Annotated in this window: 19 protein-coding genes; 18 read left to right on the forward strand and 1 reads right to left on the reverse strand. The window is 39.7% G+C overall.

The window, feature by feature from the left end; translation table 11 throughout:
- Positions 1 to 61: 61 nt before the first annotated feature.
- The 7 genes from AB2B50_RS02415 to AB2B50_RS02445 all read left to right on the forward strand — a co-directional run bounded on the left by AB2B50_RS02415 (position 62) and on the right by AB2B50_RS02445 (position 5,954).
- Positions 62 to 940 (forward strand): phosphate ABC transporter substrate-binding protein PstS, encoded by an 879-nt coding sequence (locus tag AB2B50_RS02415; RefSeq protein ID WP_320692317.1) that lies wholly within the window; start codon positions 62 to 64, stop codon positions 938 to 940.
- Positions 940 to 1,857 (forward strand): phosphate ABC transporter permease subunit PstC, encoded by a 918-nt coding sequence (gene pstC, locus AB2B50_RS02420; protein ID WP_049509826.1) that lies wholly within the window; start codon positions 940 to 942, stop codon positions 1,855 to 1,857. The genes AB2B50_RS02415 and pstC overlap by 1 nt, the downstream gene beginning before the upstream one ends.
- Positions 1,847 to 2,731: a phosphate ABC transporter permease PstA gene (gene pstA / locus AB2B50_RS02425; protein WP_045763362.1), complete on the forward strand. Its 885-nt coding sequence runs from the start codon at positions 1,847 to 1,849 to the stop codon at positions 2,729 to 2,731. The genes pstC and pstA overlap by 11 nt, the downstream gene beginning before the upstream one ends.
- 10 nt (positions 2,732 to 2,741) lie before the next feature.
- Positions 2,742 to 3,545, forward strand: a complete 804-nt coding sequence (gene pstB / locus AB2B50_RS02430) for a phosphate ABC transporter ATP-binding protein PstB (RefSeq protein WP_045763361.1) — start codon at positions 2,742 to 2,744, stop codon at positions 3,543 to 3,545.
- A 12-nt stretch (positions 3,546 to 3,557) separates the two neighbouring features.
- On the forward strand, positions 3,558 to 4,316 hold the full coding sequence (gene pstB / locus AB2B50_RS02435) for a phosphate ABC transporter ATP-binding protein PstB (RefSeq protein ID WP_223338828.1): 759 nt from the start codon (positions 3,558 to 3,560) through the stop codon (positions 4,314 to 4,316).
- Between the two features lie 11 nt (positions 4,317 to 4,327).
- On the forward strand, positions 4,328 to 4,981 hold the full coding sequence (gene phoU, locus AB2B50_RS02440; RefSeq protein WP_045763359.1) for a phosphate signaling complex protein PhoU: 654 nt from the start codon (positions 4,328 to 4,330) through the stop codon (positions 4,979 to 4,981).
- 157 nt (positions 4,982 to 5,138) lie between these two features.
- Positions 5,139 to 5,954, forward strand: a complete 816-nt coding sequence (locus AB2B50_RS02445; protein ID WP_320692318.1) for an ABC transporter substrate-binding protein — start codon at positions 5,139 to 5,141, stop codon at positions 5,952 to 5,954.
- A gap of 19 nt (positions 5,955 to 5,973) precedes the next feature.
- On the opposite strand, the gene AB2B50_RS02450 is transcribed toward AB2B50_RS02445, so the two are convergent.
- Positions 5,974 to 7,248: an aminotransferase-like domain-containing protein gene (locus tag AB2B50_RS02450; protein ID WP_320692319.1), complete on the reverse strand. Its 1,275-nt coding sequence runs from the start codon at positions 7,246 to 7,248 to the stop codon at positions 5,974 to 5,976.
- Positions 7,249 to 7,578: 330 nt separating this feature from the next.
- Between AB2B50_RS02450 and budA the strand changes: the two genes are divergently transcribed.
- The 11 genes from budA (at position 7,579) to AB2B50_RS02505 (ending at position 19,459) form a co-directional block, all read left to right on the forward strand.
- Positions 7,579 to 8,307, forward strand: coding sequence for an acetolactate decarboxylase (gene budA / locus AB2B50_RS02455; protein ID WP_049530890.1), 729 nt, complete (start codon positions 7,579 to 7,581; stop codon positions 8,305 to 8,307).
- 12 nt (positions 8,308 to 8,319) lie between these two features.
- Entirely contained in the window at positions 8,320 to 9,072 is a 753-nt protein-coding gene (locus AB2B50_RS02460) for a YhfC family intramembrane metalloprotease (protein WP_320692320.1), read from the forward strand.
- 117 nt (positions 9,073 to 9,189) lie between these two features.
- Positions 9,190 to 10,095, forward strand: coding sequence for a UDP-N-acetylmuramate dehydrogenase (murB, locus tag AB2B50_RS02465; protein ID WP_049509777.1), 906 nt, complete (start codon positions 9,190 to 9,192; stop codon positions 10,093 to 10,095).
- Positions 10,096 to 10,256: 161 nt separating this feature from the next.
- Positions 10,257 to 11,414 (forward strand): ABC transporter ATP-binding protein, encoded by a 1,158-nt coding sequence (locus tag AB2B50_RS02470; RefSeq protein ID WP_045763348.1) that lies wholly within the window; start codon positions 10,257 to 10,259, stop codon positions 11,412 to 11,414.
- Positions 11,395 to 12,201 (forward strand): ABC transporter permease, encoded by an 807-nt coding sequence (locus AB2B50_RS02475; protein WP_000754116.1) that lies wholly within the window; start codon positions 11,395 to 11,397, stop codon positions 12,199 to 12,201. The genes AB2B50_RS02470 and AB2B50_RS02475 overlap by 20 nt, the downstream gene beginning before the upstream one ends.
- The gene (locus tag AB2B50_RS02480; RefSeq protein WP_045763347.1) at positions 12,198 to 12,971 is read left to right on the forward strand and encodes an ABC transporter permease; all 774 of its coding nucleotides are present in this window, start codon (positions 12,198 to 12,200) and stop codon (positions 12,969 to 12,971) included. Before AB2B50_RS02475 ends, AB2B50_RS02480 begins: the two co-directional genes overlap by 4 nt.
- Positions 12,968 to 14,038, forward strand: coding sequence for an ABC transporter substrate-binding protein (locus AB2B50_RS02485; RefSeq protein WP_049508863.1), 1,071 nt, complete (start codon positions 12,968 to 12,970; stop codon positions 14,036 to 14,038). The genes AB2B50_RS02480 and AB2B50_RS02485 overlap by 4 nt, the downstream gene beginning before the upstream one ends.
- A gap of 163 nt (positions 14,039 to 14,201) precedes the next feature.
- Positions 14,202 to 14,585 (forward strand): DUF3021 family protein, encoded by a 384-nt coding sequence (locus tag AB2B50_RS02490; RefSeq protein WP_239682029.1) that lies wholly within the window; start codon positions 14,202 to 14,204, stop codon positions 14,583 to 14,585.
- Positions 14,586 to 14,836: 251 nt separating this feature from the next.
- A complete protein-coding gene (locus AB2B50_RS02495; RefSeq protein WP_320692321.1) occupies positions 14,837 to 15,322 on the forward strand; it encodes an LURP-one-related/scramblase family protein in 486 nt (161 codons plus the stop codon).
- A gap of 16 nt (positions 15,323 to 15,338) precedes the next feature.
- Positions 15,339 to 17,957: an alanine--tRNA ligase gene (gene alaS / locus AB2B50_RS02500; protein WP_320692322.1), complete on the forward strand. Its 2,619-nt coding sequence runs from the start codon at positions 15,339 to 15,341 to the stop codon at positions 17,955 to 17,957.
- Between the two features lie 116 nt (positions 17,958 to 18,073).
- Positions 18,074 to 19,459: a hypothetical protein gene (locus tag AB2B50_RS02505; protein WP_320692323.1), complete on the forward strand. Its 1,386-nt coding sequence runs from the start codon at positions 18,074 to 18,076 to the stop codon at positions 19,457 to 19,459.

Genomic DNA, 19,459 nt, shown 5'->3' on the forward strand with positions numbered 1-19,459 from the left:
AAACATAGAAAAATAGGGCGAAATTCCAAGCTATTCATCATTATTTTCAAGGAGACAAATAGTGAAAAAATTTAAAAAACTCACACTCTCTCTTGCGACTCTTTTACTTGCTGGTTTGTTAGTAGGATGTGCAAGTTGGATAGATCGTGGGGAGTCTATGACGGCTGTTGGTTCAACTGCTCTCCAACCTTTAGTCGAGGCGGCTGCAGATGAATTTGCATCAGCTCACATCGGAAAAACAGTCAATGTTCAAGGTGGTGGTTCTGGTACAGGACTGTCGCAGGTTCAGTCAGGAGCGGTAGATGTCGGTAACTCCGATGTATTTGCGGAGGAAAAAGACGGTATTGATGCCTCAGCATTGGTCGACCATAAGGTAGCTGTTGCAGGTTTGGCTGTTATTATCAATAAAGAAGTAGATGTTGATAATCTAACGACGGATCAGCTCCGACAAATCTTCACAGGAGAAATTACCAACTGGAAAGAAGTCGGTGGGAAAGATTTAGCCATCTCTATTATCAACCGTGCGGCAAGTTCAGGTTCTCGTGCGACTTTTGACAGTGTGATCATGGATGGGCAATCAGCAATGCAAAGTCAGGAACAAGATTCAAACGGGATGGTCAAATCAATTGTTTCTCAGACCCCTGGAGCTATTTCCTACCTAGCATTTGCCTATGTTGATGATTCTGTTGGGACTATCAAACTCAACGGCTATGAACCAATTTCTGAGAATGTAACCACGAATAACTGGCCTTTGTGGTCTTATGAACATATGTATACACTTGGCGAGCCAAATGAATTAGTTGCCGAATTCCTAAACTTTGTCCTTTCAGATGAAGCTCAGAATGGAATCGTTAAAGGAATGGGTTATATTTCTGTCAAGGAAATGAAGGTTGAAAAAGATGCTGCAGGGACTGTAACAGCGCTAGAAGGGAGCCAATAATGAATCAAGAAGAATTATCTAAAAAATTGCTCTCTCCGTCAAAAAACTCTCGTCTTGAGAAATTAGGAAAAGGGCTAACTTTTGCCTGCCTTTCTTTGATTGTCATCATTGTAGCCATGATTTTGATTTTCGTGGCTCAGAAAGGGTTATCTACCTTCTTCGTCAATGGTGTTAACATTTTTGAATTTTTATTTGGACAGACTTGGAACCCTTCAGGGAAACAATTTGGTGCTCTTCCGATGATTTTAGGTTCCTTTATTGTTACCATCCTATCAGCTCTTATTGCAACACCATTTGCCATTGGGGCTGCAGTCTTTATGACAGAAGTATCACCAAAAGGGGCAAAGATTTTGCAACCTGCTATTGAACTCCTAGTTGGGATTCCTTCAGTAGTTTATGGATTTATCGGATTGCAGGTCGTCGTACCATTTGTACGTAGTGTCTTTGGTGGGACAGGTTTTGGTATTTTATCAGGGATTTTCGTTCTCTTTGTTATGATCTTGCCGACTGTAACCTTTATGACAACTGATAGCTTACGTGCAGTTCCTCGTCACTACCGTGAAGCTAGTTTAGCTATGGGAGCAACTCGTTGGCAAACAATCTGGCGTGTTACTTTGAAGGCTGCTCGTTCAGGTATTTTTACGGCTGTAGTCTTTGGTATGGCGCGTGCTTTCGGTGAAGCTCTTGCGATTCAGATGGTTGTTGGTAACTCAGCAGTTGTTCCAACTTCATTGACGACACCAGCAGCGACTTTAACATCTGTATTGACCATGGGAATTGGTAATACCGTTATGGGAACTGTTGATAATAATGTTCTTTGGTCACTGGCCCTAGTATTGCTCTTGATGAGCTTGGCCTTTAACAGTGTGATTAAATTGATTACGAAAGAAAGAGGAAAGAAAAACTATGCACGCTAAGAAATTAGATAAACTTGCTACAGCTGTCCTCTATACCATCGCAGGAATCATTGTGACCATTCTAGCTTCCTTGATTCTCTATATCTTGGTTCGAGGATTGCCACATGTTTCTTGGTCTTTCTTGACTGGAAAATCATCTTCTTACCAAGCAGGTGGAGGTATTGGAATTCAGCTTTATAATTCCTTCTTCCTTTTGGTCATCACCTTGTTCATCTCTGTGCCTTTGTCAATGGGAGCTGGAATTTACTTGGCTGAGTATGCCAAAAAAGGTCGTGTTACCAACTTCGTTCGTACCTGTATTGAAATCTTGTCATCTCTACCATCCGTCGTAGTCGGTCTCTTTGGTTACCTTATCTTTGTAGTTCAGTTTGAGTATGGATTTTCAATTATTTCAGGTGCCTTGGCTTTGACCGTCTTTAACCTTCCCCAGATGACACGTAATGTTGAAGACAGTTTGAAGCACGTTCACCATACGCAACGTGAAGCTGGTTTAGCACTTGGACTTTCTCGTTGGGAAACAGTTCTTCATGTTGTCATTCCTGAAGCCCTACCTGGTATCGTTACGGGTGTTGTCCTTGCATCAGGTCGTATCTTTGGTGAAGCTGCAGCTCTTATCTACACAGCTGGACAATCAGCACCAGCTCTTGACTGGTCAAACTGGAATGTACTCAGCGTAACTAGTCCAATCTCAATCTTCCGTCAAGCAGAAACCTTGGCCGTCCATATCTGGAAAGTCAACAGTGAAGGAACTATTCCTGATGGAACCCTTGTTTCAGCAGGTTCTGCTGCGGTGCTCCTAATCTTTATCTTAATCTTTAACTTTGGAGCTCGCAAACTCGGAAGCTACCTACACAAGAAATTAACCGCTGCCTAAAGGAGAAGCCATGTCAAAATATAATTGGGATGAAAAGCATATCATTACCTTTCCAGAAGAAAAAGTGGCCCTCTCTACTAAGGATTTACATGTTTACTACGGTAAAAACGAATCCATTAAGGGCGTCGATATGCAATTCGAAAAAAATAAAATCACGGCCTTGATTGGTCCGTCTGGATCAGGAAAATCAACCTACTTACGCAGTCTCAACCGTATGAATGATACCATTGATATTGCAAAAGTTACAGGACAGATTCTCTATCGAGGTATTGACGTTAACCGTCCTGAAATCAATGTTTATGAAATGCGTAAACATATTGGAATGGTGTTCCAACGTCCAAATCCATTTGCTAAATCAATCTATCGTAATATTACTTTTGCACATGAACGTGCAGGAGTCAAGGACAAGAAAGTTCTAGATGAAATTGTAGAAACATCTCTTCGTCAAGCTGCCCTCTGGGATCAGGTAAAAGACGACCTTCATAAGTCTGCCTTGACCCTATCAGGTGGTCAACAGCAACGTCTTTGTATCGCTCGTGCCATCTCTGTGAAACCAGATATCCTCTTGATGGATGAACCTGCATCAGCCTTAGATCCGATTGCTACAGCTCAACTTGAAGAAACCATGCTTGAGTTGAAGAAGGACTTTACCATTATCATCGTAACTCACAGTATGCAACAGGCTGCGCGTGCCAGTGATTATACAGGATTTTTCTACTTGGGTGACTTGATTGAGTATGATAAGACTGCTAATATTTTCCAAAATGCTAAGCTACAGTCAACCAATGACTATGTAACTGGACACTTTGGTTAGAAAGGGAACAGTATGACAGAACCGATTTTACAGGTTTCAGACCTGTCAGTCTATTACAATAAAAAGAAGGCCTTGAATAGTGTTTCCTTATCATTCCAACCCAAGGAAATTACAGCCCTTATCGGTCCGTCTGGATCAGGGAAATCAACACTTCTAAAGGCTATTAACCGAATGGGTGACCTTAATCCTGAAGTGACGACAACTGGATCAGTGGTTTATAACGGTCACAACATCTATAGCCCTCGTACAGATACAGTTGAATTGCGTAAGGAAATTGGAATGGTTTTCCAACAACCAAATCCTTTCCCTATGTCTATCTATGAAAATGTGGTCTACGGTCTCCGTATTAATGGAGAAAAAGACAAGCAAGTCTTGGATGAAGCTGTGGAGAAGGCTTTACAGCGTGCTTCAATCTGGGATGAGGTTAAGGACCGTTTGCATGACTCTGCCATTGGTCTTTCAGGTGGGCAACAGCAACGTGTTTGTGTGGCACGTGTATTGGCGACTAGTCCTAAAATCATCCTTTTGGATGAACCAACTTCAGCCTTGGACCCTATTTCTGCTGGTAAGATTGAGGAAACCTTGTATGGTCTAAAAGACAAATACACCATGCTCTTGGTCACTCGTTCTATGCAGCAAGCATCTCGAATCTCTGATAAGACAGGATTTTTCCTCAATGGAGATTTGATTGAATTTAACGATACCAAGGAAATGTTCCTCTATCCTCAACATAAGGAGACAGAGGACTACATTTCAGGTAAATTTGGATAAGGAGTGAGAAGATGTTACGATCTCAATTTGAAGAAGATTTAGAGAAATTGCATAATCAGTTTTATGCTATGGGACAAGAAGTTCTTTCCCAAATCAATCGTACCGTACGTGCTTTTGTAACGCATGACCGTGACATGGCTAAAGAAGTCATAGAGGAAGATGCAGAAGTAAACGAATACGAAGTGAAACTTGAAAAGAAATCATTTGAAATGATTGCCCTACAACAGCCAGTTTCACAAGACTTACGTACAGTTTTGACAGTTTTAAAAGCTGTCTCAGACCTAGAACGTATGGGAGACCATGCAGTATCTATCGCAAAAGCAACGATTCGTATGAAGGGTGAGCAACGTATCCCTGCAGTTGAAGAAGAAATTAAAAAAATGGGTCGTGAAGTAAAAAACTTTGTTGAAGCCGCTTTAGAACTTTATTTGAATGGTTCTGTGGATCAAGCCTATGAAGTTGCAACTATGGATGAAAATATCAACCATTACTTTGATAACATTCGAGACCTTGCTACAGAGGAAATCAAAAAACATCCAGAAGCTATCGTCACAGGTCGTGATTATTTCCAAGTTATTTCTTACTTAGAACGCATCGGTGACTATGCCAAAAATATCTGTGAATGGGTTGTTTATTTTGAAACAGGTAAGATTGTTGAATTGTAAGATTGATTAATTATGCAAAAAAAGGAGCTTTTTAGTAAGTAAAAGCTCCTTTTTTGAAACAAAAATTGAAAATATTTCATAAAAATTTAGAATATGCTTGACAAACAAAGTTTATAGAGTTATAATTATACAAAATTAACAGAGAGGTTGTTTATTTATGAAATTTAAAAAATTGATATTTGTCTTATGTAGTTTTCTTGCAAGCTTCTTTTTAGTAGCTTGCCAATCGTCTAGCTCAAGCTCACAGTCTGCAGTGGAGGCCATCAAGCAAAAAGGGAAATTAGTGGTCGCAACTAGTCCAGACTATGCTCCTTTTGAGTTTCAATCCCTTGTAGATGGTAAGAACCAAGTCGTAGGTGCTGATATTGACATGGCGCAAGCAATCGCTGATGAACTTGGAGTGAAATTGGAAATTTCAAGCATGAGCTTTGATAATGTCTTGACTAGTCTTCAGACAGGTAAGGCTGATTTGGCCATTGCGGGAATCAGTGCAACTGAAGAAAGACAAGAAGTCTTTGATTTCTCAATTCCTTACTATGAAAATAAAATTAGCTTCCTTATCAGAAAATCAGATCTTGAAAAATACAAGGATTTGGACTCTCTAGCAAGTGCTAATATTGCAGCTCAGAAAGGAACTGTTCCTGAATCTATGGTTAAAGAGCAACTTCCAAAGGCACAGTTGACATCTTTGACAAACATGGGCGAAGCAGTCAATGAGCTTCAATCAGGTAAGGTTGATGCTGTTCATATGGATGAACCAGTTGCTCTAAGCTATGCTGCTAAGAACTCAGATTTGGCAGTTGCTACAGTAAGCTTGACTATGAAAGAAGGCGAAGCAAATGCTGTAGCTATCAAAAAAGGTAACTCAGATTTGAAAGAAGTAGTTGATAAGGTCATCCAAAAACTGAAAGATGACGGAACTTACCAAACTTATCTTGAAAAAGCTGCTAAGCTAACAGAAGTAGAACAATAAAAAATAACAGAGTTGGATTTCAGTCCAGCTCTGTTTTTAAATAGCTTAGTGTTTCTTCAATATTTTCTAGGGGGACTTTTGCAAAGTGATAAGGGCAGTTCGCTAGATAGGAAGATTCAAAGAAGTCGAGTTCTAGAGGACTATGTTTAAGACTAGCGATGCTAGGATAGTTCCTGAGATCAAGCAAAAGCCCATCATGAAGTGGATAGCTCGGTAGGGAAATAGGATAGCTTTGTAAGAGCTGTTGGATGTGCTCTTGACTTTTTTCTTGCAGTGCCAATCGTGCTAGTCTGTTTTTCTCAAAGAGTTGACTATCAATATAGAGTGACAGGGCCTTTTGCATGATAAGGTTGTTGTCATAGTCGAGAATGTTTTTATAGGTTACAAAAGCTTTCTTGATCGCATTAGGAAGAAGTAGGGCAGTAATCCGAAGGGCAGGAAATAGACTGGTAGAAAAGGACTTGATGTAGATGACCAAATCATGTTGGTCTAAATAATGAAAGGTTTGTCCCATTTTAGGATCCAAGTCCCCCAGATAGTCATCCTCAACGATATAAATCTGATATTTTGCAGCTAAGTCAAGGATAGCAAGTTTTTCCTCTTCAGAATAAGAATGGCCCAGAGGATAGTGGAAACGAGGAATGGTATAGAAGAACTTAATCTTTCCGCTTTTAAACTGTTCCTCAAGTTCTTTCAGGTCAATGCCGTCCACTCGACGTTCAATGGTTTGAAAGGGAAGATTTTGAGCTAGTAGCAGCTGGTTCATTCGATGATAGGTCGGTTGTTCAACCAGTATTTCCTGAGCTTGACCTGGAAAATCGATCTGAGAAAGAATAAACAGTGCTTGTTGGGTTCCAGACGTCAAGACCAACTGGTCTGCCTTACTATAAATGGCTTGATCAAAGAGCAATGTCTGTACAGACTGACGTAATTCTTCTAAACCTTCTTGATGTTCATAGTAGTTGTAGAGATAATTTTCTCGCCCAATCAAGCTCTCATTGACACACAGACGAAAATCATCATAGGCAGCTGCGTGTTCATCATTGACTGAGATAATTAGATCTTCATGACTGGTTTGTTGCTCCAATACATAATAACCACTTTGAGGTTTGGAGTAGATATATTTCTGGTATCGGAGTTCTAAGAGTGCGCGCTGTATGGTGTCTTTGCTACAGTGAAAATCTTGACTAAGTTTTCGGATAGATGGTAGGCGACTTCCAGTTGGAAATCTACCTGATTCTATCTCATTTTTTAGATAGTGAACGACTTGTTCATACTTGCTTTCTTGCTTCATCCCAGACCTCTCATGATTTTGTTACATTGTACCTTTTTTTTAGAAGTTTGGCAATGTTATACTCTTCGAAAATCTCTTCAAACCGCGTCAACGTCGCCTTGTCGTAGGTATGGTTACTGACTTCGTCAGTTCTATCCACACCCTCAAAACAGTGTTTTGAGCTGACTTCGTCAGTTCCATCTACAATCTCAAAGCAGTGCTTTGAGCAACCTGCGGCTAGTTTCCTAGATTGCTTTTTGATTTTCATTAAGTATTAAAAGGCAGTCTAGCATTCAATTCTAATCAGAAATGTGATATACTTAGTAAGTAAAATTTTCAAAGAAGAGTGAGATGATGAAGGTGCAAGAACCAGTTAAATTATTCCAATACAATACCTTGGGAGCCTTGATGGCGGGACTTTACGGTGGAACCATGACCGTTGGTGAATTGCTTGAACATGGTGATTTAGGATTAGGAACCCTGGATTCTATCGATGGAGAATTGATTGTCTTAGATGGGAAAGCTTATCAGGCTAAGGGATCAGGTGAGAAACCTGAAATTGTGGAAGTTTCACCAGATGCCTTGATCCCCTATGCAGCAGTTGTACCCCACCAGGCAGAAGTTATTTTCCGCCAGCGTTTTGAAATGACTGATCAGGAACTTGAAAAACGTATTGAGTCCTATTATGATGGAGAGAATCTTTTCCGTTCCATCAAGATTCATGGTGATTTTAAGCATATGCATGTTCGTATGATTCCAAAATCAACAACTGAAACGAAGTTTGCTGAGGTTGCGACGCATCAGCCTGAATATAGCTGCGACAATGTCTCAGGAACTATCGTCGGATTCTGGACACCTGAAATTTTTCATGGCGTCAGTGTAGCAGGCTATCATTTGCACTTTATCTCAGACGATTTAACCTTTGGTGGCCACGTTATGGACTTTGTTATCAAGGAAGGAATTGTTGAGGTAGGAGCTGTTGACCAGCTGGATCAACGTTTCCCTGTCCAGGATCGTCAGTACCTCTTTGCTAAGTTCAATGTTGATGAGATGAAAAAAGATATCGATCAGGCTGAATAAAAGGAGAAAAGTATGAAAATTCATGTAATAATTACTATGATAGCTTTAGTTGTATTTCTTATAGCAGCCATTTGGTATGCAAAAAAGAAATACAAGATTAACCTTTCGGTACTAGGTCTTGGGGCAGTGGCATTCTTTGTTTCTTCTCAAGTCTTGGAGAAAATCGTTCACCTTTTGGTACTTCATCCACAAAAAGATGGAACCATTTCGCTCATGCAGGAGCATCCTTTTTTATATGTCCTTTATGGAATTGCTATGGCAGCTATCTTTGAAGAAACGGCTCGCCTTGTCTTCTTTAAATGGTTAGAGAAGAAGAGAAGCTTAGAAGATTCAGATGCCTTAGCTTATGGGTTGGGGCATGGAGGTTTGGAGTTGCTCTACCTCGGAATGGGAAGTTTGATTAGTCTTTTGATCCTCCTTTCATTATTAGAGTCTTCAAATCCCGATGTAGCGAATCTCCTTCCAAAAACTACACTCGAAACAGTTCAATCTCTATCTGCTTGGCAGGTTTATTTACTAGGTGTTGAACGTATACTTGCTCTGGTGATGCAAATTGGTCTCTCTTTCTGGGTTTATCAAGCAGTTCGCCAAAAGAAATGGATTTACCTAGTAGCGGCTTATGGTTTGCACGCCCTATTTGATTTGGCTCCGAGCCTATCTCAAGTTGGTTGGTTGTCAAATCCACTTCTCGTAGAAGGATTGTTAGCAGTGGAAGTTATTATTTTTATTTACTTTACAAAAACGATCTTTTATAAAAAGCAATAATACAAAAAAGAGGTTCATCCTCTTTTTAGTTTGAGCTTTTGAAAAAGCTAACCAAATCATCGATAATTAGAGCTAAAAATGGTATAATGGAATGAATTTTATAAAAGGATTAGAAAAATGACAGTGTTAGATAAACTAAAAGAAACCCTAGAAGGAATCGATATTCGATTCGATGAACCGCTAAAAACTTATACCTATACCAAAGTTGGAGGGAAGGCAGATTATTTAGTTTTTCCACGCAATCGCTATGAGATGGCTCGTGTGGTAAAATTTGCCAATCAGGAAAACATTCCTTGGATGGTTCTTGGAAATGCAAGTAACATTATCGTCCGTGAGGGTGGAGTACGTGGCTTTGTAATCATGTGTGACAAGCTCAATAATGTTTCTGTTGATGGTTACACTATTGAGGCTGAAGCTGGAGCTAACTTGATTGAAACCACTCGTATTGCCCTCCGTCATAGTTTGACTGGTTTTGAGTTTGCTTGTGGAATTCCAGGAAGCGTCGGTGGTGCTGTCTTTATGAATGCTGGCGCTTATGGTGGCGAGATTGCTCATGTTCTCCAGTCTTGTCAAATCTTGACTAAGGAAGGTGAAATCGAAACCTTGTCTGCTAAAGACTTGGCCTTTGGTTATCGTCATTCAGCCATTCAAGCATCAGGAGCAGTAGTCCTATCTGCTAAGTTTGCCTTAGCTCCAGGTAATCACCAAGTCATCAAACAAGAGATGGATCGCTTGACCCACCTTCGTGAACTCAAGCAACCTTTAGAGTATCCTTCTTGTGGATCAGTCTTTAAACGTCCGGTAGGTCATTTTGCGGGACAATTGATTGCAGAAGCGGGTTTGAAAGGATATCGTATTGGTGGCGTAGAAGTTTCAGAAAAGCACGCAGGCTTTATGATTAATGTTGCTGATGGAACTGCTAGAGATTATGAAGACTTGATTGAGTCTGTCATTGAAAAGGTTAAAGAACACTCAGGTGTTACTCTCGAGCGAGAAGTTCGTATCTTGGGTGAACATGAGTAATTACTAGAAATAGCTTAGCTGCTACTAACTAGAATGTCGAGGGGGTGAAAGCCTATCGGTAGCGAAGATGCATGCAGGAGGTCTAACTCCCTGCAAGAGGTAGTGGCGGCCTGACAGAGCCCTGATCTGTTAATCTATGAAAAAGAAGGAATTTATGCCAATTGAAAAAACCAATTATCGAATTCAAAAACGTTTCTAAAGTTTTTGAAGATAGCAACACCAAGGTTCTCAAAGATATTAATTTTGAGTTGGAAGAAGGGAAATTTTATACACTGCTAGGAGCATCTGGTTCAGGAAAATCAACCATTCTCAATATCATTGCTGGTTTGCTGGATGCAACCACTGGAGATATTTTACTGGATGGCGTGCGAATCAATGATATCCCAACTAATAAGCGCGATGTTCATACAGTCTTCCAATCTTATGCCTTGTTTCCGCATATGAATGTCTTTGAAAATGTTGCCTTTCCATTGCGTTTGCGTAAGGTCGATAAAAAAGAAATCGAACAACGTGTATTAGAAGTTCTCAAAATGGTACAGTTGGAAGGTTTTGAAAAACGTTCAATCCGTAAGCTTTCTGGAGGACAACGCCAGCGTGTAGCTATTGCGCGTGCGATTATCAACCAGCCTCGTGTGGTACTCTTGGATGAACCTTTGTCAGCCTTGGACTTGAAATTGCGAACAGACATGCAGTACGAACTGCGTGAACTGCAGCAGCGATTGGGCATTACCTTTGTTTTTGTTACCCATGATCAAGAAGAAGCCTTGGCTATGAGTGACTGGATTTTCGTTATGAATGACGGTGAAATTGTTCAGTCAGGAACACCAGTTGACATCTACGACGAGCCAATCAACCACTTTGTTGCAACCTTTATCGGTGAATCAAACATCTTGCCTGGAACTATGATTGAGGACTACTTGGTCGAGTTTAACGGCAAACGCTTTGAAGCGGTCGACGGTGGGATGAAACCAAATGAACCGGTTGAAGTCGTGATTCGTCCAGAAGACTTGCGCATAACACTTCCAGAAGAAGGCAAGCTCCAAGTTAAGGTCGATACTCAGCTCTTCCGTGGGGTTCACTATGAGATTATCGCCTATGATGAACTGGGTAATGAATGGATGATTCACTCAACTCGTAAGGCTATTGTGGGCGAGGAAATCGGTCTGGACTTTGAACCAGAAGACATCCACATCATGCGTCTCAATGAAACAGAAGAAGAGTTCGATGCTCGTATCGAAGAGTACGTAGAAATCGAAGAGCAAGAAGCAGGTTTGATTAACGCTATTGAGGAGGAAAGAGATGAAGAAAACAACCTCTAAACTCTTTGTAGTGCCCTACATGCTTTGGATTGCACTCTTTGTTTTGGCACCCTTGGTCTTGATATTCGGGCAATCCTTTTTCAACATCGAAGGCCAGTTCAGTTTAGAAAACTATAAATCCTATTTTGCGTCACAAAATTTAACCTATCTCAAAATGAGTTTTAACTCAGTCCTCTATGCTGGGATTGTAACTCTGGTGACGCTTCTTATCAGCTACCCAACAGCTCTCTTTTTGACTCGTCTCAAGCACCGTCAACTTTGGCTCATGCTCATCATTTTGCCAACTTGGATCAACCTTCTCCTCAAGGCCTATGCCTTTATTGGGATTTTTGGGCAAAATGGCTCTATCAACCAATTCCTTGAATTTATCGGAATCGGTTCGCAGCAGTTGCTCTTTACGGATTTCTCATTTATCTTTGTCGCAAGCTACATCGAGCTTCCATTTATGATTTTGCCCATCTTCAATGTCTTGGATGATATGGATAATAATCTCATCAATGCCAGCTATGACCTAGGTGCGACCAAGTGGGAAACCTTCCGTCATGTCATCTTCCCTCTGTCTATGAATGGGGTGCGAAGTGGTGTCCAATCTGTCTTTATCCCGAGTTTAAGTCTCTTTATGTTGACCCGTTTGATTGGAGGGAACCGAGTCATTACCTTGGGGACTGCTATCGAGCAGAACTTCCTAACAAACGATAATTACGGTATGGGTTCAACTATCGGTGTTGTTCTTATCCTAACCATGTTTATCACCATGTGGGTGACTAAGGAAAGGAGAGAACGATGAAAAAATTATCGAATCTTTACCTAGCCTTTGTCTTTATCGTCCTTTATTTGCCAATCTTTTACTTGATTGGTTACGCCTTTAATGCTGGGGATGATATGAATAGCTTCACAGGCTTTAGTTTGTCTCACTTTGAAACCATGTTTGGTGACGGAAGACTCATGCTAATCTTGGTTCAGACCTTTTTACTAGCCTTCCTATCAGCCCTGATTGCGACTGTTATTGGGACTTTTGGTGCCATTTACATCTACCAATCACGAAAAAAATATCAAGAAGCCTTCTTATCTCTTAATAACATTTTGATGGTTGCACCAGACGTTATGATTGGTGCCAGCTTCTTGATTCTCTTTACCCAACTCAAGTTTTCACTCGGTTTTCTGACTGTTTTGTCTAGTCACGTAGCCTTCTCGATTCCAATCGTAGTGCTTATGGTCTTGCCTCGATTAAAAGAAATGAATGGAGATATGATCCATGCAGCCTATGACCTTGGAGCTAGTCAGTTTCAGATGTTCAAGGAAATTATGCTTCCTTACCTAACACCGTCTATCATTGCAGGTTACTTCATGGCTTTCACCTATTCCCTAGATGACTTTGCCGTGACCTTCTTTGTAACGGGGAATGGCTTTTCAACCTTGTCAGTTGAGATCTACTCTCGGGCTCGTAAGGGAATTTCGCTAGAAATCAATGCACTCTCAGCCTTGGTCTTTCTCTTTAGTATTATCCTAGTTGTCGGATATTACTTCATTTCACGTGAGAAGGAGGAGCAAGCATGAAACGACTCTATTCATTTTTAGCAGGAATTCTAGCCATTATCCTTGTTTTGTGGGGAATTTCTTACCATCTTGACAGTAAAATCAATAGTCGCGATAGTCAAAAATTGGTTATCTACAACTGGGGAGACTATATCGCCCCTGAACTTCTGGAAAAATTTACAGAAGAAACAGGAATCCAAGTCCAGTATGAGACCTTTGACTCCAACGAAGCCATGTACACGAAAATCAAGCAGGGTGGAACGACTTATGATATTGCCATCCCAAGTGAGTACATGATTAACAAAATGAAGGACGAAGACCTTCTAGTTCCACTGGATTATAGTAAGATTGAGGGCATTGAGAATATTGGTCCAGAATTTCTAAACCAGTCCTTTGACCCAAACAACCAGTACTCTATCCCATACTTCTGGGGGACCTTGGGAATCGTCTACAATGAAACTATGGTGGAAGAAGCGCCTGAACATTGGGACGACCTTTGGAAGCCAGAGTATAAAAACTCTATCATGCTCTTTGATGGGGCGCGTGAAGTACTTGGTTTAGGTCTTAACTCGCTAGGCTATAGCCTCAACTCTAAAGATCCACAGCAGTTGGAGGAAACGGTAGATAAGCTCTATAAGCTAACACCTAATATCAAGGCTATTGTGGCGGATGAGATGAAGGGTTACATGATTCAGAATAACGCTGCCATCGGTGTGACCTTCTCTGGTGAAGCCAGTCAGATGCTAGAGAAAAATGAAAATCTTCGCTATGTCGTACCGACAGAGGCCAGCAATCTCTGGTTTGACAATATGGTCATTCCCAAAACAGTTAAAAACCAAGACGCAGCCTATGCCTTTATCAACTTTATGTTGAAGCCTGAAAATGCTCTGAAAAATGCGGAGTATGTCGGCTATTCAACACCAAACAATGCTGCTAAGGAAATGCTCCCTGAGGAGACAAAAGAGGATAAGTCCTTCTATCCTGATGCAGATACTATGAAACACCTAGAAGTTTATGAGAAGTTTGACCATAAATGGACAGGAATTTACAGCGACCTCTTCCTACAATTTAAGATGTATCGGAAGTAGGAGATTTCCAACTATCGGAAATAACAATTAAATAAAAATAAAACCTAGCCATAGAAAATTCAGCATGTTATGGCTAGGTTATTTATTAAAATAGATCATGAATTAGTAGAAAAATATACTTAATCATGCTATAATTTCGATAGAGTTAAAGGATTTTATGCTTATGATTGAGGTAGTAGCTATGATAAAAAAAGCTATTTTTAGAGGAATGATTCCTTTTGTCATTATGACCAGTTTAGCAATTTTTATGACACTTCAAGGGATCGATGTTTTTCAAGTTAAAAGTACATTTTTGGTTGGCGTCATTGCTACCTCGATAGCATCAGCATCGGTAATTTATGAAATTGAAAAATGGTCGCTATTTAAACAATCTATTATACATTTTATCATCATGCTTTTTACTGTTCTTCCCTGTCTTCTATTTAGTGGATGGTATAAGTTGGTCTCAATTTTGGATTATCTCATTGTTTTAGGTCAATTCTTATTGGTTGGAAGTTTCTTGTGGTCTATCGCCTATATAATATTTGGTAAACTGTTAAAAAAATAAGTTTTACTTCATGGTTATTAACCTTGACTCAAACTCAAAAAAACGGTATAATACTAGAGTTGAGAATTGATTTTCTCTCCATCTTAGTTCAGAGAATTGGCGGTGCTGCGAGCCATCTAAGATAGAAAATCATGCTACTCAATTCAACAATTGCATAAGAATCAAAGAATGACAAGTTCATTGAATGAAGGTGGCACCGCGGTTTTTCGCCCTTCGTGATATGGATTTGTCTTTTATTTTTGGAGGTGTTTATGAGAACATTTCTTGTCAAACAAAAATTTCGCCTAAGTGGTGAACGCTTTGATATCAAGGATGAGTTGGGCAATGTCGCCTATCAGGTTGAAGGTTCATTTTTTAAGATTCCTAAAACTTTTACCATCTATGATGTTGCTGGTGAGCAGGTCAGTGAGATTAGTAAGGAAGTCTTAACTTTCCTACCTCGTTTTGAGATTCAACTCAGTAATGGAGATCATTTTTATATCCGAAAGAAGTTGACTTTCTTCAGAGATAAGTATGAGTTTGAAAATCTCGGTCTTCGCATCGAAGGAAATGTATGGGATTTGAATTTTAAATTGCTGGATGATCGTGACCAAGTGATTGCTGAGATTACCAAGGAACTTTTCCATTTAACCTCTACCTATACTGTAACAGTCTATGACGAATCTTATGCAGACCTAGTCATTTCCCTCTGTGTCGCTATCGACTATGTGGAAATGCTAGAAAGCCAATCAAATTAGTAAAAAGGAGATACATATGAAACAATTATCTAGTGCACAAGTCCGCCAAATGTGGCTTGATTTCTGGGCAACCAAAGGTCACTCTGTAGAACCATCCGTTAGCTTGGTTCCAGTAAACGACCCAACACTTTTGTGGATCAACTCAGGGGTTGCCACTCTTAAAAAATACTTTGATGGAACCATCATTCCTGAAAATCCACGTATTACCAATGCTCAAAAGGCTATCCGTACCAATGATATCGAAAACGTAGGGAAGACTGCTCGTCACCATACCATGTTTGAAATGTTGGGGAACTTCTCAATCGGGGATTACTTCCGTGACGAAGCAATTACATGGGCATATGAGCTTTTGACAAGTCCTGAGTGGTTTGACTTCCCTAAAGACAAACTTTACATGACTTATTATCCAGATGACAAGGATTCATACAACCGCTGGATTGAAGTGGGAGTAGATCCAAGTCACTTGATCCCAATCGAAGACAACTTCTGGGAAATCGGTGCGGGACCTTCTGGACCTGATACAGAAATCTTCTTCGACCGTGGAGAAGCCTTTGACCCTGAAAATATTGGTCTTCGTCTTCTTGCAGAAGATATCGAAAACGACCGTTATATCGAAATCTGGAACATTGTATTGTCACAATTTAACGCAGACCCTGCTGTTCCTCGTAGCGAGTACAAAGAATTGCCACACAAGAATATTGATACGGGCGCTGGTTTGGAGCGTTTGGTGGCGGTTATCCAAGGGGCTAAGACAAACTTTGAAACTGACCTCTTCATGCCAATCATCCGTGAAGTGGAGAAATTGTCTGGTAAGGTATACGACCAAGATGGCGACAACATGAGCTTCAAGGTCATTGCAGACCACATCCGTTCTCTTTCATTTGCTATCGGTGATGGTGCCCTTCCTGGAAATGAAGGTCGTGGTTATGTCCTCCGTCGTCTTCTCCGCCGTGCCTCTATGCATGGTCAAAAATTAGGCATCAACGAGCCTTTCCTTTACAAACTCGTTCCAACTGTTGGAAAAATCATGGAAAGCTACTATCCAGAAGTGCTTGAAAAACGTGACTTTATCGAAAAAATCGTTAAGAGCGAAGAAGAGTCATTTGCTCGTACTCTTCACTCAGGTCAACACTTTGCCCAAGGTATCGTAGCAGACTTGAAAGAAAAAGGTCAATCTGTCATCGCCGGTCAAGATGTCTTTAAACTCTATGATACATACGGATTCCCAGTGGAATTGACAGAAGAAATCGCTGAAGAAGCTGGTATGACTGTAGACCGTGAAGGCTTCGAAGCAGCCATGAAGGAACAACAAGAACGTGCGCGTGCATCTGCTGTCAAAGGTGGATCTATGGGTATGCAAAATGAAACCCTTCAAAACATCACTGTTGAGAGTGTCTTCAACTACAATGCTAGTCAATTGTCTTCTAAGTTGGTTGCTATCGTAGCGGACAATGCTGAAGTAGAAGCTGTATCAGAAGGAACTGCGTCACTTATCTTTGCAGAGACACCTTTCTACGCTGAAATGGGTGGACAAGTTGCGGACCATGGTCAAATCTTGGATGCTGCAGGAAATGTCGTAGCGACTGTAACAGACGTTCAAAAAGCACCAAACGGACAAGCATTGCACACCGTTGAAGTTCTTGCTCCTCTTGCATTGAACCAAGAATACACTTTGGCTATCGATAGCAATCGTCGTCATCGTGTCATGAAGAACCACACAGCCACTCACTTGCTCCATGCAGCTCTTCATAATATCCTTGGCCACCATGCAACTCAAGCAGGTTCACTTAATGAAGTAGAATTCCTTCGCTTTGACTTCACTCACTTCCAAGCTGTCACTCCTGAAGAATTGCGTGCTATTGAGCAACAAGTCAATGAAAAGATTTGGGAAGCCATCGCAGTGGAAACAGTTGAGACTGATATTGACACAGCTAAAGAAATGGGAGCTATGGCCCTCTTTGGTGAGAAATACGGTAAGGAAGTTCGTGTAGTCACTATCGGGGACTATTCAGTAGAGCTTTGTGGTGGTACTCACGTTGGCAATACTTCTGAAATCGGTCTCTTCAAGATTGTCAAAGAAGAAGGGATCGGATCAGGAACTCGTCGTATCTTGGCAGTGACTGGTAAAGAGGCCTTTGAAGCTTATCGTGACCAAGAAGATGCACTGAAAGCAGTCGCAGCAACCTTGAAAGCTCCTCAACTCAAAGAAGTACCTCACAAGGTGGAAGGACTTCAAGAGCAACTCCGTCAATTGCAAAAAGAAAATGCAGAATTGAAGGAAAAAGCAGCAGCGGCGGTAGCAGGTGATGTCTTCAAGAATGTTCAAGAAGCAAACGGACACCGTTACATTGCCAGCCAAGTATCTGTATCAGACGCAGGTGCCCTTCGTACCTTTGCGGATAACTGGAAACAAAAAGACTACTCTGATGTCCTTGTTCTTGTCGCAGCCATTGGTGACAAAGTCAATGTCCTTGTAGCCAGCAAGACAAAAGAGGTACACGCAGGTAATGTGATCAAAGAATTAGCTCCAATTGTCGATGGACGTGGTGGTGGTAAACCAGACATGGCCATGGCAGGAGGAAGCAATCAAGCGAAAATCCAAGAATTGTTGGATGCAGTAGCAGGTAAATTGTAAGAAAGAAACTGGAAATCGAAGTAAATTTAACTATTATTTTTGAAAAAAAGTTTAAAGTGAGTTAATTGCTATACTTTAAAGATTTCTATATAACCTTTTAAAGAAAGGGGTTTACAATGAGAATTAAAATTGATAAATTTGCGAATATCAATAATGTCGATTTAGAATTTAGTAATCAAATGAATATTTTGATTGGAGATAATGGAACTGGAAAGACTTTATTGCTAGAAGCATATAGTAAGATTAACGATACAGTTATTTCACATTTAGATTCAAAATATAATTTTATTTCGAGTATAATTGATCAGGCCAACCTAAATATAAATAGAATTTCTAAAGAAGGTAATAACAGTTATAAATATGAACTATCTTTCAGTGATGTTTTAGAAGTGGAAAATCTATTTAATGTTGGAATACAAAAATTAAAAGACGAAATTGAGGATAGGTTGAAATCTGATGTATTGAACGAAAACCTATCGATGGATGGTTTGTTAATAGAATTTAAAGATATTAATAAGCTAATCAATTTTTCTGATGAAATTACAGTAAGTATTAAATCTTTTTCAAATAACTCTGATAATAATTATATTAATATTGAAGATACAGAAGACTATTATATAGAGTTTGAGAACAAAGATATTAACCATGTTAGATTCTTAACTGAAAGTAATTTAAAGGAAATCATAAAATCAATGAATACGGACCCATTTAAGTATTTATTAGAATCCTTTAAATTTATGATATCTGAAATCATTGAAAAGAAGTTTATAATCATTAATAATATTTTTAATATTACTTATATCCCGTCAGAGCGTGTATATTCAATGAGCAAGAATCTTGAAAAAATCTTTTCAGAAACTCCGTTTTTACGTTATAGTGAACAGAAATTTATGAAAGACTATGAGGAAGCTAAAGAATCCAAACGATTTATGGCTAAATTCTTGGAAGAAGATGATTTTACTTCAGATGAATTTAAGGAATTAATTGGGGGCACTCTAAATTTTGATGATGGTGAGGTAATTTCTTTAACAGATGATTTAGGTGTAGAAATCCCACGTGAGTTATTTTCTACTAAACAAAATAAATTACAGAGTTTACATATTTTAGAACAATATCAAAGGTTTCCTAGAAGGTCAATGAAATCTGTTAGTCGTCGATTGTTAATCATTGAGGAGCCAGAGGCTCACCTCTCGATAAAGAGTATTTTAGGAATGTTTAAATATTTAAAACATCTTTCAAAGCATTATAGAATTGTTATTGCAACCCATAGTGATATTATGTTGACACTTGTTAATAATTGGTATTTGGCTAGTCCTAGTAATAATACAGTAGGTGGATGGGAGCTTCTTGATTTAAAATCTGAGAACAATTCTAAGTATATGTTTACTAAATTGGAACTGGGTAATTATGGTTTAATTTCAGAATTTATGAATGAACAATTGTTATTACTGCAGGAACAGACTCAAAAAAGTCAACAAAACTTAATTTATTTGGAAGAGTGA

The organism is Streptococcus fermentans, from assembly GCF_040888305.1.
GTDB lineage: Bacteria > Bacillota > Bacilli > Lactobacillales > Streptococcaceae > Streptococcus > Streptococcus fermentans.

Bases quoted from the DNA above. Each gene is read 5' to 3' on its own strand.
- pstC (WP_049509826.1), top strand. From the start codon at position 940: ATGAATCAAGAAGAATTATCTAAAAAATTGCTCTCTCCGTCAAAAAAC.
- pstA (WP_045763362.1), top strand. From the start codon at position 1,847: ATGCACGCTAAGAAATTAGATAAACTTGCTACAGCTGTCCTCTATACC.
- pstB (WP_045763361.1), top strand. From the start codon at position 2,742: ATGTCAAAATATAATTGGGATGAAAAGCATATCATTACCTTTCCAGAA.
- pstB (WP_223338828.1), top strand. From the start codon at position 3,558: ATGACAGAACCGATTTTACAGGTTTCAGACCTGTCAGTCTATTACAAT.
- phoU (WP_045763359.1), top strand. From the start codon at position 4,328: ATGTTACGATCTCAATTTGAAGAAGATTTAGAGAAATTGCATAATCAG.
- AB2B50_RS02445 (WP_320692318.1), top strand. From the start codon at position 5,139: ATGAAATTTAAAAAATTGATATTTGTCTTATGTAGTTTTCTTGCAAGC.
- AB2B50_RS02450 (WP_320692319.1), bottom strand. From the start codon at position 7,248: ATGAAGCAAGAAAGCAAGTATGAACAAGTCGTTCACTATCTAAAAAAT.
- budA (WP_049530890.1), top strand. From the start codon at position 7,579: ATGATGAAGGTGCAAGAACCAGTTAAATTATTCCAATACAATACCTTG.
- AB2B50_RS02460 (WP_320692320.1), top strand. From the start codon at position 8,320: ATGAAAATTCATGTAATAATTACTATGATAGCTTTAGTTGTATTTCTT.
- murB (WP_049509777.1), top strand. From the start codon at position 9,190: ATGACAGTGTTAGATAAACTAAAAGAAACCCTAGAAGGAATCGATATT.
- AB2B50_RS02475 (WP_000754116.1), top strand. From the start codon at position 11,395: ATGAAGAAAACAACCTCTAAACTCTTTGTAGTGCCCTACATGCTTTGG.
- AB2B50_RS02480 (WP_045763347.1), top strand. From the start codon at position 12,198: ATGAAAAAATTATCGAATCTTTACCTAGCCTTTGTCTTTATCGTCCTT.
- AB2B50_RS02485 (WP_049508863.1), top strand. From the start codon at position 12,968: ATGAAACGACTCTATTCATTTTTAGCAGGAATTCTAGCCATTATCCTT.
- AB2B50_RS02490 (WP_239682029.1), top strand. From the start codon at position 14,202: ATGATTGAGGTAGTAGCTATGATAAAAAAAGCTATTTTTAGAGGAATG.
- AB2B50_RS02495 (WP_320692321.1), top strand. From the start codon at position 14,837: ATGAGAACATTTCTTGTCAAACAAAAATTTCGCCTAAGTGGTGAACGC.
- alaS (WP_320692322.1), top strand. From the start codon at position 15,339: ATGAAACAATTATCTAGTGCACAAGTCCGCCAAATGTGGCTTGATTTC.
- AB2B50_RS02505 (WP_320692323.1), top strand. From the start codon at position 18,074: ATGAGAATTAAAATTGATAAATTTGCGAATATCAATAATGTCGATTTA.